12 protein-coding genes are annotated in these 16,731 nt (G+C 62.2%); 5 read left to right on the top strand and 7 right to left on the bottom strand.

The genetic code is table 11. The annotated features are described in order from the left end of the window. Nucleotides 1–10: 10 nt before the first annotated feature. Nucleotides 11–1,318, top strand: coding sequence for an MFS transporter (locus tag AC1DRD_RS16665; protein WP_478042202.1), 1,308 nt, complete (start codon nt 11–13; stop codon nt 1,316–1,318). Then, a complete protein-coding gene (acnA, locus tag AC1DRD_RS16660; RefSeq protein WP_478042201.1) occupies nt 1,315–3,891 on the top strand; it encodes an aconitate hydratase AcnA in 2,577 nt (858 codons plus the stop codon). Before AC1DRD_RS16665 ends, acnA begins: the two co-directional genes overlap by 4 nt. Before the next feature lie 130 nt (nt 3,892–4,021). Here the strand turns inward: acnA and AC1DRD_RS16655 are convergent, their stop codons facing one another. Next, nucleotides 4,022–5,044 carry an alpha/beta hydrolase fold domain-containing protein gene (locus AC1DRD_RS16655; RefSeq protein WP_478042200.1) on the bottom strand — a complete coding sequence of 341 codons (1,023 nt, stop codon included), beginning with the start codon at nt 5,042–5,044 and terminating at the stop codon, nt 4,022–4,024. A 562-nt stretch (nt 5,045–5,606) separates the two neighbouring features. Here AC1DRD_RS16655 and AC1DRD_RS16650 point away from each other — a divergent pair. From AC1DRD_RS16650 to AC1DRD_RS16640, 3 genes are all read left to right on the top strand, one after another. Continuing rightward, a complete protein-coding gene (locus AC1DRD_RS16650) occupies nt 5,607–6,869 on the top strand; it encodes an HlyD family secretion protein (protein ID WP_478042199.1) in 1,263 nt (420 codons plus the stop codon). A gap of 14 nt (nt 6,870–6,883) precedes the next feature. Then, nucleotides 6,884–9,028 carry a peptidase domain-containing ABC transporter gene (locus tag AC1DRD_RS16645; RefSeq protein ID WP_478042198.1) on the top strand — a complete coding sequence of 715 codons (2,145 nt, stop codon included), beginning with the start codon at nt 6,884–6,886 and terminating at the stop codon, nt 9,026–9,028. A gap of 155 nt (nt 9,029–9,183) precedes the next feature. Continuing rightward, on the top strand, nt 9,184–9,798 hold the full coding sequence (locus AC1DRD_RS16640; RefSeq protein WP_478042197.1) for a Fic family protein: 615 nt from the start codon (nt 9,184–9,186) through the stop codon (nt 9,796–9,798). Nucleotides 9,799–10,263: 465 nt separating this feature from the next. Here the strand turns inward: AC1DRD_RS16640 and AC1DRD_RS16635 are convergent, their stop codons facing one another. From AC1DRD_RS16635 to AC1DRD_RS16610, 6 genes are all read right to left on the bottom strand, one after another. Next, nucleotides 10,264–11,556 (bottom strand): hypothetical protein, encoded by a 1,293-nt coding sequence (locus AC1DRD_RS16635; RefSeq protein ID WP_478042196.1) that lies wholly within the window; start codon nt 11,554–11,556, stop codon nt 10,264–10,266. A 139-nt stretch (nt 11,557–11,695) separates the two neighbouring features. Further along, a complete protein-coding gene (locus AC1DRD_RS16630) occupies nt 11,696–12,370 on the bottom strand; it encodes a Fic family protein (protein ID WP_478042195.1) in 675 nt (224 codons plus the stop codon). A 711-nt stretch (nt 12,371–13,081) separates the two neighbouring features. Beyond that, nucleotides 13,082–13,852 (bottom strand): hypothetical protein, encoded by a 771-nt coding sequence (locus AC1DRD_RS16625; RefSeq protein WP_478042194.1) that lies wholly within the window; start codon nt 13,850–13,852, stop codon nt 13,082–13,084. A 65-nt stretch (nt 13,853–13,917) separates the two neighbouring features. Next, complete coding sequence (locus tag AC1DRD_RS16620; protein ID WP_478042193.1) at nt 13,918–14,652, bottom strand: COG4705 family protein; 735 nt, start codon at nt 14,650–14,652, stop codon at nt 13,918–13,920. Nucleotides 14,653–14,689: 37 nt separating this feature from the next. Then, nucleotides 14,690–16,057, bottom strand: a complete 1,368-nt coding sequence (locus AC1DRD_RS16615; protein WP_478042192.1) for a sensor histidine kinase — start codon at nt 16,055–16,057, stop codon at nt 14,690–14,692. A gap of 2 nt (nt 16,058–16,059) precedes the next feature. After that, complete coding sequence (locus tag AC1DRD_RS16610) at nt 16,060–16,725, bottom strand: response regulator transcription factor (RefSeq protein WP_478042191.1); 666 nt, start codon at nt 16,723–16,725, stop codon at nt 16,060–16,062. Nucleotides 16,726–16,731 lie beyond the last annotated feature (6 nt).

Below are 16,731 nucleotides of genomic sequence, written 5' to 3'. Positions count from 1 at the left end.
GAACATATTTATGGAGAGCATCGCACCCCCGCCCGTGACCGAGGCCGACGACCGCAGGATCATGCGCCGGGTGTTCTGGCGGATCGTGCCATTGTGTTTCGTGCTCTACATCGTCTCCTATATCGACCGCGCCAATATCGGTTACGCCGCGCTCCAGATGAATGCCGAGCTGCGGATTTCGGACGAGGCGTTCGGATTCGCCGCGGGCATCTTCTTCATCGGCTATTTCCTGTTCGAAGTGCCGAGCAACATGCTGATGGCCCGCTACGGCCCGCGCATCTGGATCGCGCGCATCCTGATCGGCATGGGCGTGGTGTCGATGGCCACTGCCTTCGTGCAATCGACCTCGCAGCTCTATGGCCTGCGCTTCCTGCTCGGGGTCGCCGAGGCGGGCTATTTTCCCGCGATCATCATCTATCTGACCGCCTGGTTCCGCGCTCGCGAGCAGGCGACGGTAGTGGCGATGTTCACCGCGGCGATCCCGGTATCGTACATCATAGGCACGCCGGTCAGCACCTGGATCATCGATCACGTCCAGGGCCTGGGCCTGACCGGATGGCGCTGGATGTTCCTGATCGAGGGGCTGCCCGCGGTGATCGGCGGGCTGTTCACCTATCGGTTGCTGGTCGATCGCCCGGCCAATGCGCGCTGGCTGACGGCGGACGAGCGCGACTGGCTGGAAGCGGAGATCGCGCGCGAGCATGCGGCGACCGGGGTGCGGCATCTCAATACCTGGCGCGCGATCACCGAGCCGCGCGTCTTGTATCTGGCGGCGATCTATTTCGTCTATCAGGCGGGCAGCCTGGGCGTCGGCTATTGGCTGCCCCAGATCGTCAAGCATTCGGGCAAGTCGCTCAGCAATGTCGAGACCGGGCTGATCGCCACTTTGCCCTATATCGTCGCGACGATCGGCATGGTTTTGTGGTCGCGGCGATCGGACCGCACCGGCGAGCGGCGCTATCATACCGCCTGGCCGCTGCTGCTGGCGGGTGCGACCCTGGGCGGCGTCGCCTGGGTTGCCGGCCCGATCCCGGCGACGATCCTGCTCGCGGCGGCGCTGACCGGTTTCTATGCGTTCAAGGCGCCGTTCTGGACCCTGCCCGGCATGTTCCTGTCGCGCGCCACCGCGGCGGTCTCGATTGCCGCGATCAACTCGATCGGCAATCTCGGCGGGTTCGTCGGGCCCTATGTCGTCGGCGTGGTGGCCAAGGCGAGCGGCAAGCCGGCGACCGGACTGGTGTTCCTGGCCGGGCTTACCCTGGTCGCGTTCGTGATGGTGCTCGCCGCGCCGCTGACATCGCGCAAGGACTCCGCATGACCGTCCCGACCCGCGCGCTGGCCAGCAACGGCGCCAGCTATACGATCGTCGATCTCGCCGCGCTCGGCCTGGCCCGGCTGCCGGTCGTCCATCGTATCCTGATCGAGAATCTGTTGCGGCGGAGCGGTGACGATCCGGCGACGATCGAACTGGTCGAACGATGGATCGCGCAAGGGACGAGCGACGCCGAAATCGCCTTCTGGCCCGGCCGGGTGATGATGCACGACACGACCTGCGGCCCTGCTTTGGTCGATATCGCCGCCGCGCGCCAGGCGCTGGCCGATGCCGGCGGCGATCCCAATGCGCTCAACCCGGTGCTTCCGGTCAACGTCTCGACCGACCACAGCCTGGCGGTCGATTTCTACGCAAGCGGCGACGCCGCTGCGCGCAACATGGCGCGCGAACTCGAGCGCAATGCCGAGCGCTACAGCTTCATGAAATGGGCATCGGCGACGCTCGACAATTTCACCGTGCATCCCCCCGGCACCGGGATCATGCACACGATCAACCTCGAACAATTGGCGACCATCGTCACCAGCGAGGAGCGCGACGGCGTTCACTGGGCAATGCCCGACACGCTGGTCGGCACCGACAGCCATACGCCGATGGTCAACGGCATCGGGGTACTCGGCTGGGGCGTCGGCGGGCTGGAAGCCGAAAGCGTGATGTTCGGCATGCCGGTGATGATGCGCGTCCCCGAAGTGGTCGGGGTAAAGCTGACCGGACGGCTTCGGGAGGGCGTGACCGCGACCGATCTGGCCTTGGTCGTCACGCATCGCCTGCGCCGGATCGAATTGGCCGGGCGGTTCGTCGAGTTCCTCGGCCCCGGCGTCGCGACCTTGTCGGCAGGGGACCGTTCGGTCGTCGCCAACATGGCGCCCGAATATGGATCGTCGACCGGCTATTTCCCGATCGATGGCGCGACCCTCGATTACCTCCGCCAGACCGGACGGAGCGAGGCGCAGATCGCGCTGGTCGGCGATTATGCGCGCGCGACCGGATTGTGGTTCGATCCGGACGCTTCGCCGACTTATGCCGAGACGGTCGAGATCGATTTGTCGGCGATCGGCATCTCGCTCGCCGGCCCGCGCCGCCCGCAGGATCTGGTCGCGACCGCCGACGTGACGGCCTTGCTCGGCGCCGGTCCGGCAACGGCGATGCCCGAACGGCCGGTCGCGATCGCGGCGATCACCAGTTGCACCAACACGTCCGACCCGCGCCAATTGCTTGCCGCGGGCCTGGTCGCGCGCAAGGCGCGGGCGCTGGGGCTGGCGCCGCCGGACTGGGTCAAGACCAGCCTCGCGCCGGGATCGCCGAGCGCAGAACGGTTGCTCGCCCGCGCGGGCTTGCTCGAGGATCTTGAGGCAGTCGGCTTCGCGATCGTCGGTTATGGCTGCACCGTCTGCATCGGCAATTCGGGAAAGCTGGCCACGCCGATGCTGCAGGCGATCGAGGCTGGTAGCGCGCGTCCGGTCGGCATCCTGTCGGGCAACCGCAATTTTCCCGGGCGAGTCCATCCGCAGATCGAGGATGCCTTCCTCGCCTCGCCCGCGCTGACCGTCGCTTACGCTTTGGCCGGCAACGCCGCGATCGACATCGCCCGCGACACGATCGGCCACGATGCCGACGGCGCGCCGGTCACGCTCGACCGGCTGTGGCCGAGCGGCGCCGAGATCGATGCCGCCGCGGCGATGGCAATCCGGCCGGAAGATTATGCCGCCGCGTTCAATGAGGCGGAGGAAAGCGCGGCCTGGGCGGCGCTGCCCGCCCCCGACACCCCGCTCTATCCCTGGCATCCCGGCTCGACCTATCTGCGCCCGCCGCCCTTCGCCCGGATGGAGCGCGACGACCGGCTGGGTCATTATGCCGCCGCACCGTTGATTGTGCTCGGCGACGACGTGACGACCGATCACATCTCCCCCGCCGGCGCGATCCCGGCGGACAGCGACGCCGCGCGCTGGCTGATCGAGCATGGTGCCGACCCGACCGATCTCAACGTCTTCTCGTCGCGGCGCGGCAATTGGGAAGTGATGTTGCGCGGGCTGTTCACCAACCGCACGGTCCGCAACCTGCTCGGCGAGGCGATCCCGCCGGGCAGCACCGTGATGACGACGGGCGGCACGCCGCTGCCTTTATGGCGCGCGGCGGCGCGTTACGCGGAAACCGGCCAGGCGGTGGTGATCGTCGCCGGCGATCGCTATGGGATGGGGTCGTCGCGCGACTGGGCGGCGAAAGGCGCGAGCCTGCTTGGCGCGCGCGCGGTGCTGGCGGCGAGCTTCGAGCGGATCCATCGCTCGAACCTGGTCAATATGGGCATCCTGCCGCTGCGCCTGCCGGCCGATCGTCACCCATCGACGCTGGCATTGGCGCCCGAGGACCGGATCGAGATCGATGCGCCCGCCGAGACGCTCACCCCGCGCGCGATCGTGCCGGTCGCGATCCATCGCCGCGACGGCGGGGTCGAGCGGTTCGCTGCGGTGGCGCAGGTCGAAACCGCGCTGGAGTTATCGGTGCTCCGTGCTGGCGGAATTATCCGCCTGATCCTCGCCGCGAAGCACGACCGGCAGGCCTGACATCACCCATAGCCCCTCCCCGGCGAAGGCCGGGGCCCAGTCGCACCGTTCCCTCGACGGCGGGATGCCATCTCGAGGTCAGCGAAACTGGGCCCCGGCCTTCGCCGGGGAGGTGTGAAAATTTCGTCGATCAGTGCTTCGATAGCTTGTCGAAAAACGCGAAGGTCCGGTCGAGCGCCATCAGGCTGTCGCGCTTCGTGGCATCGGCTGTTGTATCAATAAAGCCGTGATTGGCGCCTGCCACCGGCACGAACTCGACCGGAGCGCCGACCGCCTTCATCTTCGCCGCCATCGCCTCGCTCTGGCGAAACGCGACTTCCTCGTCGGCGGTACCGTGGATCAGCAGCAACGGCGGCGTGTCGCGCTTGACATAGCTGACCGGACTCGCCGCGGCGACCGTGTCGCGGCAAACCGCCGGATCGCATCCCAGCAAAGCAGTCAGCGTCTTCGCATTGAGTGCCGTTCCGGGCCGCTCCCCGCCTAGCGCGAAATCGAACACGCCGTACCAGAGCGCCGCCCCCTGCACGCAATCCGACTGCGGCAACGGTTTGGCGAGCTTCGCCGCGGAGCCCGACAAGCGCCCGGTCGATGGCGGCGGATCGAACGCGGCCACCCCACACGTGACCGTCGCCAGCCCTGCGAGATGCCCACCCGCAGACCCTCCCCACAGATAGACCCGCGAGGAATCGATCCCGTAATCGCCCGCCCGGCTGCGCAGGAAACGGATCGCCGCTTTCACGTCCTGGACCGGCGCCGGAAACTTCGCCTCCCCACTCAATCGGTAATCGACCGAGGCGACGACATAACCCCGCGCCGCCAGCATCGCGAGCACGCCCGGCCAGTCGGCAAACGCCCCCGACTGCCGCGCATCGCCCCGGCTCCATCCCCCGCCATGTATCCAGATCACCAAGGGTCGAGATTTCGCCTTGGCGCGATCGGCATGGAAATAGAGGTCGAGCTGGAGCGGCCGATAGCCGACATAATTGGCGAACTCGACATGGCCACGCGCGACGACCCCGCCGGGATAGCGCGCCTCGACCGTGGGAAAGGTATCGTCGCGCACCGACTTGGCCGAGATCGCCGGCACCTTCGTTTCCGCCGAAGCGACGCCGGCGACAGCCGCCAAAGCCAATGCCGGGAGCCACCGCCGCATATCGATCACCTCGCGCTCAATTCTACATTGCACTCATACGCCCAATAATACGATCTGCAAGCGCAAGACGGTTCGTCAGCGGCAACGACCGCGTTAGCGGCTCGAAGCCCAGAAGCGACCTGGGAAGCACGCGTATGAAGCGGCCGGTTGGTTACCGACCCAGTCGCGGTCGTTCGATCGCCGCCAAAAAGGAATGGCAGGAAGTGGGCCGGGAGCAGACTGGCGGCTCTTGGTGTGGGATCGGTGAAAGCTGCCATTCTCCAATGGAGCTTTCGAATCTAAGTCGAGCCGCCAGATCTGTGCCGGAAGCGGGCGACGGCTGTTTGCGGCGGACTTGTCGTGGCCGCCCTGAATCCTCTTGGAGTTCTCGGCTGTGAGCGCGCTGCGCAGCAACTTAGCTTCGCCAGACGGTGCTCCTGGTCCAAGCATGTCTTCCGAAATCAATCCAAAATGGTGGCGATTTTCGGCAATCAAGCATCGAACGCTGTTGCCCCCTGCCCAATGCAGCTTGACTTCTACCGCGCAGTCCGGATGTCCTGATCCTGAGTGGGAAGAGTGTGTAATGTTGGAGTTTTCTGAGAATGATGGCCTCTTTCGACAGGAGGTCGTTGAGGCGCAGTCGCGCCGTTTGCATGGGGAAGTAATCCTCCAGCAGTCCTTGCCTACGCGTATCATAACCGCGGTGATCGTTGCCGTGGTAATCGTAGCGGTGCTGTGGGCAGTGATCGGTCGCTACGCGCGTGTTGAGACCGCTCGCGGCGTGCTCGTTCCGGCGAATGGCTACTCGAAGATTTACGCCCTGCGTCCGGGCGTGGTGTCCGCGTTGATGGTCAGGGACGGCGACCAAGTCAGGCTCGGACAAAAGCTGGCCGTGGTGCGGATAGAGATGCCGAATGCGAGTGGTGCCATGGGGTCGAGGAGAGAGCTCCGATCCATTGATAGCCAAGCAGCTCTCGCTCAATCGCAACTCGGGCTAGTGGGCGAACGGTCCGTGGAAGAAACTTCGCGGTTGTCAGGCGTCATCGACGGCCTGCGCCAGCAATTAGCGACGCTAAAGGACCAGGCCAATTTTCAGGAGCAGATCGTACGCTCGATGTCGGCGAGTTTCGAGCAAGTGAAGCCGGTGGTCGAAAAAGGATACATCAGCAAAATCGATTATGAACGACGTCGTCAAGCTTTGTTGTCGGCTCAAGAAGACCTCAGCCGGCTTCAGCAGCAAATGGCCTCGGTTGGTGCGGACGTCGCTCGAACGGAGAAGGAGAGAAACCAAGCGATCCTTACGGGAAAGAGCGACCGAACGAGCGCGCAAACCGCGCTTGAAACCCTTCGACAGCAGCGCTTCCGAGCCGAGGGTGAGGAAAGTTATGTCATCGAAGCGCCGGTATCCGGGCGGGTGACCGCGGTTCAAACGGGGCTTGGGCGGACCGTTGAAGGATCGGTTCCGATGATGGTGATCGTGCCCGATGGAACTCCATTGCGCGCAAACCTGTATGTCCCCAGCCGAGCGATTGGATTTGTCAGGAAGGGGCAGGAAATACGGCTTTTGTACGATGCATTCCCCTATGAGCGCTTCGGTAGCTATGTGGCTCATGTGGATACCATTTCCCGGCTGGCAGTTGCTGGTCAGGAAACGGACGCGCCATTTAAGATCGATGAGCCGGTATATCGCGTGACGGCAACGCTCGATCGCCAACAAATCAATGCCTACGGCGAAGCGGTAACGCTGCAGGCCGGCATGACACTGGTTGGTAATCTGGTTCTAGAGCGCCAATCTTTCCTGGATTGGGTGCTTGATCCCGTCCGTGCTGTATCGAAGCGGAGCTGACCATTCTCGACCAATTGAACTCTGCCGGCAGCCGAAGGACTCCGCTCGTCCGGCAAGCCGAAGCGAGCGAGTGTGGTCTCGCCTGTCTCGCGATGGTCGCTGCCTATCATGGCCTTGACACCGACCTCGTCACGTTGCGCCGCCGCTTTCAGATATCGCTTAAGGGCGCGACTCTCAGGCAATTGATGAGTGTGGCGGAGGAAATTGGCTTTTCCGGACGTCCACTACGCGCAGAGTTAAGTGATCTCCCTCACGTCACGTTGCCGACCATCCTTCACTGGGACCTCAATCATTTTGTGGTTCTCACGCGTATTTCCCGCGGGGTCCATGGCGCGCGCTACTATGTTCAGGACCCGGCGTCAGGCAGCAAAGCGCACAGCGAGGCTGAGTTCGCCAAACGCTTCACCGGAATAGTACTCGAGTTGGTAAAGTCGGAGCGCTTTCAGCCACGCGTCGAGCGCTCTCGGTTGCGCATTGGTCATCTTTGGAGCCGAATTGAAGGTTTCTGGCCTGCGTTTCGCCAGATCGTTCTTCTGTCAAGCGTGCTGCAGATCACTGCATTAATCACGCCTTTCTTCCTGCAAATCTCAATCGACAGCGTGCTGCCGAGCGCCGATACAGACTTACTGTTGATCCTGGCCCTCGGCTTCGGCGGCGTCGCTATTGTGTCGATGCTAACCTCCTGGGTACGTGCGCTCGTTTTAGTGAGGCTTGGAACCGCGCTTTCCTATCAAGTAGCAGTAAACCTCTTTCGTCATCTGGTTAGATTGCCGCTGCCATGGTTCGAAAGACGTCATGTCGGCGACGTTATTTCGCGGTTCGGTTCCACCAAAAGCGTGACGGATCTACTGAGCCAAGGCCTGATTGCGGTCGTGATAGACGGCGTCATGGCGGTCGTGACGCTCGCCCTGATGTTTATCTACTCGCCGGCTCTTGCGCTGCTGGCGCTCGCGGCATTGGCCCTCGTCGGCGGCTTACGTTTCGGTTTCTTCGCGGCACTCAAGCAGGCCAACGTAAGCGTCATTTCCACTAATGCTCGCGAAAACAGCACCTTCATCGAGTCTGTCCGCGGCATCGCGACAATCAAGGCGTTCGGCGAAGAGGCAAATCGGCAGCGGTATTGGCAGCAGAAGAAAGCTGATGCGGTCAATGCTGAGATAAAAACCGGTCGCCTCAACGCTGGCTTTAACGCTGGCGAGCAATTCGTCATGGCAATCGAGCGCGTGCTGTTTGTCTACATAGCGATACGATATGCTATGGGCGGCGCCCTTTCGATAGGGATGATTTTCGCGCTCCAGGCCTATCGGCAGCAGTTCCTCGATGCGACCACCCGACTGATACAGCAAGGTGTAAGCTATCGATTGCTAGATATGCATTTGACGCGAATTGCCGATATCGCGCTCAGCCCGGCAGAACCTGTTGGTAGCCTTGGCAATGTTGTGGCGTTCGCCGATCGCCTCCCAGCCGTCCGCATAGAGTTGCGCAACGTCAGGTTCCGTTATGCGCCCAACGAGCCAGAGGTTCTCTGTGGCATCGATCTCACTGTGGGACCCGGGGAGATCGTCGCTCTCGTCGGTCCCTCAGGCGGCGGTAAAACAACATTGATGAAGATCATGATGGGGTTGCTTACCCCGACCTATGGAGAGGTACTCATTGATGGGCAGCCCCTCTCATCGTACGGCCTTTCGCGTTGGAGGCAGCAAATCGGATCCGTGGCTCAGGACGACGCGCTTTTCGCCGGCTCACTTGCAGACAATATTTGTTTCTTCGACGCTGAGCCGGATAGCGCCCGCACCGAAACAGCGGCTAGAGCTGCAAGTATACACGACGATATTGAGCGTATGCCGTTGCGCTACCACACGCCAGTTGGGGACATGGGCTCGGTGCTGTCCGGGGGACAAAAACAACGGGTCATGTTGGCACGCGCCCTTTACCGACAGCCAAGTGCGCTATTCCTAGATGAGGCGACCGCGCATCTAGACTCTGAGGGAGAGCGCGTAGTTGGTGAGGCCGTCAGCGCTCTGGATTGTACAAGAATTGTCATCGCACATCGGACGCAAACCATCGAGCGCACAGATCGGGTAATTTTCGTCGCAGAAGGGCGTTTGACCCCATTAGTTAGGCGCGCCCAACCAGCCCCAGTGGCGGAACTCGAATAATGACTCAGGCTCCCCAGTCAGACCGTTCGCTTACCCGTTGGGTGTGCCCCCCGCCAGCCCCACACTCTCCGGAATGGGCAAAGGGATTAGAAAGCTTGCGCGCGCCGTACAAGCTACAGTCCCGAGCTTATTCTAGGCTCCCTGCGGCATTCGGTTTGGAGATCAAAGCAGCTTACGTCGCCATACAACCCGCGACCGATTTGCCCGAGGCGGACAACTCGTACTGGAGAACAAAGTGCCAGGCCGTGTTTACGCGACCTGCTATTGAGCCGATCATTGCGTCATTTCTAGAACAAGAAAACCGCGCCCCAATGGATCGGGAACGAGCGCTTCGAACCGCTTCTGTATTAGCCGGCTACCCGATTCAGTATCGCAAAAGGGCGGGCACTGGCCGTTCGATGCACGGTGACATCGAGTTCGAGCCTCCCGCGAGTGCAAGACAATGGTTGTCAGATGTCCTCGAAGTGCGGCAGCGAGAAAATCCCGTCCAAAACAAGGCTGTGTATGCCTTCGCGAGAACTATCATGGCTCATCCTTTTTCGGATGGGAACGGACGGTTTGCGCGCCTTCTCTTCGCTACACAATTACCCGAAGATCTCGATCTTGAGGTCTTTCCATATCTCCCTTTAGCCCCGTCATTTTACCGACATGCGGAAAGGGTTGCTGCCGCCATTTCCACGCTGTCGCAAGCAGGTGACTGGGCCCCGCTGAATAGCGTTATGGTTTCTATCGTGACCGACGCGCTATCGTTGGGAGCCCGCCACCTTTAGGTTGGCAGCGTTAGCGGCTTCAGTTTCATGTCAGGGAAGGGGAGCGGCGCCCCGTTCGTTCCAAGCGATCGTAACGAGACCTTTTTCCGAGGTTGCGCCTTTTTCGACTAGCCCTGAAAAGACCACGTATGCCGACTTGTTAGGCTGACAAGCGATAGTGATCTGATCGAGACTTCTCATTTTGCTCAAGGCGCCATTTATGATGGCTTTGTCCTTGTCATCGGAATCTCTACCAAAGCCTGACAAATGAACGAGCGACGGAGGACCGTTCGCCGTGGACGCTTCCGCTTCCACCACGCTGCTGTCGATGCAGGTTGTCGTGTTCCGAAGCGATACAGCCCGAACCGACGGGGGTGCCATGACCCGCTCGGGTACTTCGATTGACCTTATGTCTCTGACTTGGGGAGCGGCCAGCAAAACCCCAGTGAGTCCGAGGAGAGAAATCAGCACAGCAATGCCCTCACATTAGGGGTTATAAGTACCTTTGACCGCGCCAGGAAGGGGGTAGACCGTCCAGCTTGCCGGAGTGCCGGGCGGCGGCGGCGGCACGGTCGGGTTGTTTACGTAGTCATATTCGTTCACCGTTGTGCCGTGCACAATATAGTCTCTAAAGTAATTTATTCCGTTCTGGACATCGGCATAGGGATTGCCAGCGGAATCCGTCAGTTTAGCCAAGGTAATCATACCGCTAATGTCGCCATTGTCGATATACTGCGCGTTACCATTTAGCGAATACGTAAGGAGGCCGTTTGTCGTTTCTGGATAATATTCAGGATGGTTGTGAATGAATGCGACAATCGTAGCATCTGCTGGAACGCCGTAATCTCCGAACGTGTAGGACGGGCCATTGGGGTTACCCGTGGTCGTCTGCTTTCCCATCAGCACCGAACTTTCATGAAGAACGCCGTTAGCATCCTTGTAAATGAAGGCGCTATACTCACGAAACTCTGAATCTGGCTTCCCGTTTATCAATTGAGCCAGATGTGCTGCGTGGGTGTCCACATTGTGGTCGTAGGCTGTGTCCCATCCCGCCGGATAGCTCGGCCCTGCCGGCGCTGCCGGAGTCGATGATGAAGAGCCAGGGCCCGTGTAGGCCGGGGGCAGAGCAAACGTCGGAGTCGTCGTGAACGTCCAATAGCCTGAAGAATCGCCGGAGTTGCCATGGATGATGATCGGGTCCTCTAGCGTGCCTGTTCCCGATCCGCTGTTAGAGGAGGTCGTGGCTCCCGGATGCCACGTTCCGAAGCTCGTTATGCCATCAACGGTAAAGGCGGCATGGGTGCTATCGAATGAGTTCACCGTGGCAGAACCCACAATATTGTAGCTGCCGCTCGTGAAGGTGCCAGAGAATGACGCAATGTCCGAAGATTCGAGTAGGAACTCCTGATCAATGCCTGCGGTGAGGAAGTCCCAATAGTGAGCCTCAGGCATAGCCTGCACGGCAGGCATCCACCCAAACATTTCCAAAAAGGTGCCATCTAGCGGCGAATAGTTGGCATTGCCTTCCGGGTCGCTGTTTTGAGTATCATGCTGCGGCGTATCGGCTACAGTGGTACTCAAAGCGTCGAAGAAAGACGCGAGGCCCAGCGCAGTCGGCGCTATTATCCCTTGGATCTCAGGAACCGCCACATTCGTGATGGAGCCTCTGGTCCCACCGGTCCCCGGATCGCCAGTCCCGCCACCGCCCGAGCCATCGGTCGATCCGGACATCACTCCACCAGCGATCAAATCCAACTCGTACGACGAGAGCATCCGCATGCCATTCCCCTTTTTACTAATCCCCGTTCTGTTTCAACTCATTACTGTGTGCAAGAGCCTTCATGTCCAAATTGGATATATGGCATCCGTCGGATCTGTTCGCCCGTTGAATAGGTCGCATAATGCGGGCCCAAGAGTCCTAAATCGTCCGCTCTGAATGGCGCGTGTCTAGGCATTGTCCGGCATTGGACAGCCGAAAGGCATCGACAAAGAATTGGGCTAGGTTTTCCCATTCGCCGCGGTACATCGCCCTGCGAAGCTTTAGAATAAAGCCGCCGTTGCTCAGATAGGCGAGCAGGGAGATCGGCAAAAAATGCCGTGACCGGTATCCGGTCGCTGTTAAGGCGTTGAACAGAGTCCGGGCGGTGCGACCGTTCCCGTCCAGGAAGGGATGCGCATGGACGACGCCTACTAGAGCGATAACGGCGGAAAGGCCTGGATACCTATCTCTATTCTCCCGCAGAAAAAACTGAAGGGAGTGCATTAGCGATCGACATTGGTCGTGGTCCGGAAATTCGACGACGTTCCCCGATAGATCGGGCTTGATCGAAACCGGCCCCGTTCGAAATTCGCCCTGTCCCGCTCGGAGCATTTGATTGATGCGCTGGATCAAGAGGACCAGATCACGATCAAGCTGGCCGCGGAATAGATCTGGCGACTTAGCCAAGCTACGAACGGCCCGGTATTCCGAACCGCAGCGTGATAATGAGCGCCTGGCGTCGAACTGTCTCGCTGCAGGATTCAGGTATATACTCAGTTCGTCAGCAAGGCCGGGATATTGTTCGGTAAGTCGGTCGGTATCTTCCGTTTGCAACAGGTGGACACGCTTTAGGCTGTCCCACGTGCTTTCGCAGCAACGCTGCACAGCATCGTGTAGCCTCGTTTCGAGCACTAACAACCCGGTCGAGCTACCTATCTGCGGAAATTGAAGCGTTGGCGGGACCGGAATTCTCCTGCCGACTCCCCCATAATTGACACGATGCATTGATGTCGACTGCCTGTTAGGAATGTCCGTGAGTCGAAACCTCCGCCGAGATGCGAATGGTTTGCCCCAACCGATAACACGGCATTGTTTGTGGATTGTCGACTCCCGAAAACGCAAATCGGTCGAATGGCGCGAAACGGCCCGGATGTCCTTCGCCGCCGCCATGTCTTTCTTGGCTCTGTCCCAGTCTGGCAGCCCTCCCGTCGCCGGTGAATAGCGCTGGAGAGCCGTTTTTGGCTGAATTGCGGGCGCTATCAGCCGCTGAGCGCGTTACGGCTTTGACAAGCATCTGAGGCTCTCGCGCCGAGAAATCGAATAGTACCACTCCACCGCCGAACGAGGGCCGCAGTGTCGATAGCCATAGGGTTCTGGCGATGTTCGCAGTGGTACCGAGGTTTGGCTCGTCGAAGGCTAACGGCAGCCGGCCGACGCGTAGCGGTCGTCCGGCACGATCTGAACGAGTGGCGGCTTCCAGGATCGCAGTGGTTGCGACCCAACGACCACTATTAGGGCGCATTGCGGACCCGCCCCCTTCACTCCTCAATGCGCAACCAACTCCGCGATGCTGTTCTCGCTCTCGCTGCGGATCCCGGCCTTTTTGTCGCTCCACGCCTTCCACACCGGGTCGTTGCGCAGTTTCTCGCGCACGCTCGCGGTGATCTTCTGGCGCTGCCCGAACGCCGCCATGTCGCGATAATGCTGGATGAACAGCGAATCCCAGGGCGACCCGGTGCCGTAGCAGTTCATGTAGATCTCATAGCCGGTCAGCGCGCCGGTCTGGATCCAGCCGTCGAATTGCGGCTGGACATAGCCCTTCACGTAATCGCGATATTCGCCCTCGTTCCGATATTCGTACGGGATGACGTAATAGACCTCGCCGTCCTTGAGCGCGTCGGGATTGCGCGACCAGCCGAGGTCGCTCGAATAGCTCGCCACGGGATCGGCCAGCGCGATGCCGGCAGGGTCGAGCCCGCCCGGCTCGCTGCGTTCGAGCACGTTCCATTTGCTTACCGCGGCAAAGGTCGGGAAGCGCAGGATGACCAGCCCGTCCCACACCGCGGGCTGGCGATACCAGCTGTAGAAGATGCGGAAATCGGCGACCTCTCCGCGTGCCTTCATCGCGCGCAGCCGCGGCGCTAGGTTGGTCGCGAGATAACGGCGGAACGCGACGCGATGCTCAAGGCTGGCGCGATAGCTGATCACCAGCGACTTGGGGCCGTCGTTGAGCTCCTCCTGCGCCGCCGCGGGTGCGGCGAGCGGCAGGACGGCGAGAGCGACGAAGAGCGATTTGAGAAGGAAGCGACCGAACATGCTCGTGACCCCTTTGTGGGAAGAGGCCGGCTCACCTGGAGCCGGCCGGTAGCGACGGAGAAAAGTTACACGCGGATCGGCACCGCCGCCCCGCCCTTGCGCGGCCACAGCAGCAGGATCAGCACGAAGATCGATCCGGTGATCAGCGTCGACAGCGGCAGGCCGATGCCCAAAGCCTCGGTCTCGGCCAGCCAGTCGCCCATCGCGGTGCCCGCGGTGCGCGCGACCGCGAGCGCGATCCAGTAGAACCAGAAGCGGTTGCCGCTGTCGCGCCGCCACGCGAACAAGGCGACGATCAGCAACGCGCCGAGGCTGAGCGAGGCGAACCCCTTGCCGATCAGCTTCGAGCAGACGTCGCCGATGAACGTGCCGAACACGCCCGCGCTCAGCATCGCCAGCCAGTAAGCCGTGCCGGTCGCGGGCATGCCCTGCGCCTCGGATTCAGCTTCGCGCCTGGCGTCGCTGCGCGATGACAGCCAGGCGAACCCGGCGAGCAACGCAGTCAGGATCGCGGCGAAGAGCGGCCAATAGATGATCTTCTTGAAATAATCGGCGATGTTGGTCGCGCCGGTGCGGATGATGATGATCACCAGCCAGTAATAGAGTTCGCGCGGGTCACGATCGCGCCGCTCGACCAGGAACACGGCCGCCGCCAACGCCGCGAGGATCGAGGTGCCGAGCACGATGCCGAGCTTGAGTTCGTGCGAATAGAGATCGCCCATATTGGTGCCGAACAGGCTGGCGAAGGTGATCGCCGACCAATAGCGCGCGTTGACCTTCGGAATATGCGCAATCTGCATAGGGGGAGCTCCTTGAGGGAAAGAAGGCGCGTGCCGATCAGCTCGGTTCGGCGCGGGTGAGAAGGGTATCGGGCCAGCTCAGCGTGACGCGGAGCCCGCGATCGGGCGCTTCGCCGAGCACGATCGTTCCCCCGGTCGCCTCGACCAGATCGGCGACGATCGACAGGCCAAGGCCATGGCCGGTGCCGGTCTCATCGAGCCGGACGCCGCGCCGCAACACGCCGTCGCGCTGGTCGGCGGGAATGCCCGGGCCGTCATCGTCGACCGTAAAGCTCAATCGCCCCGCGTCGTGCGCGGCATCGACGCGAACCACACGACGGGCGTGGCGCGCGGCATTATCGAGCAGATTGCCGAAAATCTCCGCGAAACTGCCGGCGTCGATACCGATTTCCCAATCGGCGGGAATGTCCGCATCGAACACCAGGCTCATCCCGCGATCGGTGCGTTCGAGCACGGCGAACAGGCCCTCGATCAGCGCCATCGGCCGCGTCGCGGTCACCCCCTCGCCTACCCTGCTCGCGGCGGCGCGGGCGCGGGCAAGTTCGGACTCCAGCACCGCGGCGGCGGCGCTCAACGTCTGGTCGATCGCGTCGGCGGCACCGGTAGCACCGGCCGCGCGAGCCACCCGGCTTTGCGCGGCGAGCGCGGCGAGCGGTGTCTTGAGCGCATGGGCGAGGTCGGCGGCGCGGCGGCGCGCACGGCCGAGATCGTCGCTGCGGGCATCGGCGAGCGTGTTGATCGCCTGGGCAAGATCGTCGATCTCGCGCGGATGATCGGCGGACAGGCGCTGCGCCGGGTTGCGCGCCATCGCCGCCAGCTCGCGCCGCACGCGGCGGAGCGGCCATAGCCCCAGCTCGACCTGCACCCAGGCGGCCAGCGCCAGCGCGACTCCCAAGGCGAGCAGGAACATCCCCATTTCGCGCGCGAACGCGGCGCCGGCGCGGTCGATCGGCTCGTCATCCTCGCCGACCCGCACCAGCACAATAGTGCCGCCGACCGACACGCGTCGCTCGACCACGATCAGATCGTCTTCATAAGGACCGGGAACCTCCACTTCCTGCCAGGCGGTGCCGGTCGCTTCGCGATCATCTTCATCGGCCGACAGCAATTTGCCACCCAGCGATGGCGATCCAGCGATGCCGCCGGGCGCGCGGACTTCCCAGTACAGCCCGCTCGCGCGCCGCCGGAACCGCGCGTCGAGATCGCCGGGGTCGACCGACGGCCGTCCTTGCGGATCGACGCGCACCGCCGCCGCCACGGCATTGCCGTCGCGGACCAGCGCATCGGCCATGCGGCGTTCGGTATAATGTTCAAACAGCATGCCCATGACGTGCCACGCCGCCCATAAGGCAACGGCGATCGCCAGCGCGGCAAAGGCGATCAGGCGGAGGCGAATCGATCGCACGTTCAGCTCGCGCCGCCGGTCAGGCGATAGCCGAAGCCGCGCCGCGTCTCGATACTGTCGCTGCCGATCTTGCGCCGCAGCCGCATGATCAAGGCTTCGATCGCATTGACGTCGCCGATCTCCGACGTGCCGTAGAGATGGTCGGCAATCTCCCCCACCGCGATCGTGCGGTCGGCCTGATGCGCGAGAAAATTGATCAGGCGGAATTCGAGCGGCGAGACGCGCGTCTCGACATCGCGCACCAGCAAGCGGCGATTGCGCGTATCGACCTTGAGCCGCCCGATTTCGAGTATCGGCGCGGCATGGCCGCCGGCACGGCGCAGCAATGCCCGCGCCCGCGTGACGAGTTCGCCGAGCTGGAACGGCTTGGCGAGATAATCGTCCGCGCCTGCCTCGATCCCCTCGACCTTCTCGGTCCAGTCGCCCCGCGCCGACAGGATCAGCACCGGCATCGTCCGCCCCGACGCCCGCCAGCGGCGCAGCACGGTCAGGCCGTCGAGCCCGGGCAGGCCGAGATCGAGCACGACGATGGCATAATCCTCGGTATCGCCGGCGAACCAGGCGTCGGGACCATTGGTGATGCGATCGACCACCAGCCCGGCCGCGGCCAGGCCGTTTTCGACGTCGATCCCGATATCGGGATCGTCCTCGACCACCAGCGCGCGCATCAGCGC

Source organism: Sphingomonas sp. P4_G2 (genome assembly GCF_056401155.1).
Note: the sequence above shows the minus strand (reverse complement) of the source record. Positions and strands in the feature narration are given on the sequence as shown.

Coding starts and splice junctions, on each gene's coding strand:
- AC1DRD_RS16665 (WP_478042202.1), top strand. CDS start 11: ATGGAGAGCATCGCACCCCCGCCCGTGACCGAGGCCGACGACCGCAGG.
- acnA (WP_478042201.1), top strand. CDS start 1,315: ATGACCGTCCCGACCCGCGCGCTGGCCAGCAACGGCGCCAGCTATACG.
- AC1DRD_RS16655 (WP_478042200.1), bottom strand. CDS start 5,044: ATGCGGCGGTGGCTCCCGGCATTGGCTTTGGCGGCTGTCGCCGGCGTC.
- AC1DRD_RS16650 (WP_478042199.1), top strand. CDS start 5,607: ATGTTGGAGTTTTCTGAGAATGATGGCCTCTTTCGACAGGAGGTCGTT.
- AC1DRD_RS16635 (WP_478042196.1), bottom strand. CDS start 11,556: ATGCGGATGCTCTCGTCGTACGAGTTGGATTTGATCGCTGGTGGAGTG.
- AC1DRD_RS16625 (WP_478042194.1), bottom strand. CDS start 13,852: ATGTTCGGTCGCTTCCTTCTCAAATCGCTCTTCGTCGCTCTCGCCGTC.
- AC1DRD_RS16620 (WP_478042193.1), bottom strand. CDS start 14,652: ATGCAGATTGCGCATATTCCGAAGGTCAACGCGCGCTATTGGTCGGCG.
- AC1DRD_RS16610 (WP_478042191.1), bottom strand. CDS start 16,725: ATGCGCGCGCTGGTGGTCGAGGACGATCCCGATATCGGGATCGACGTC.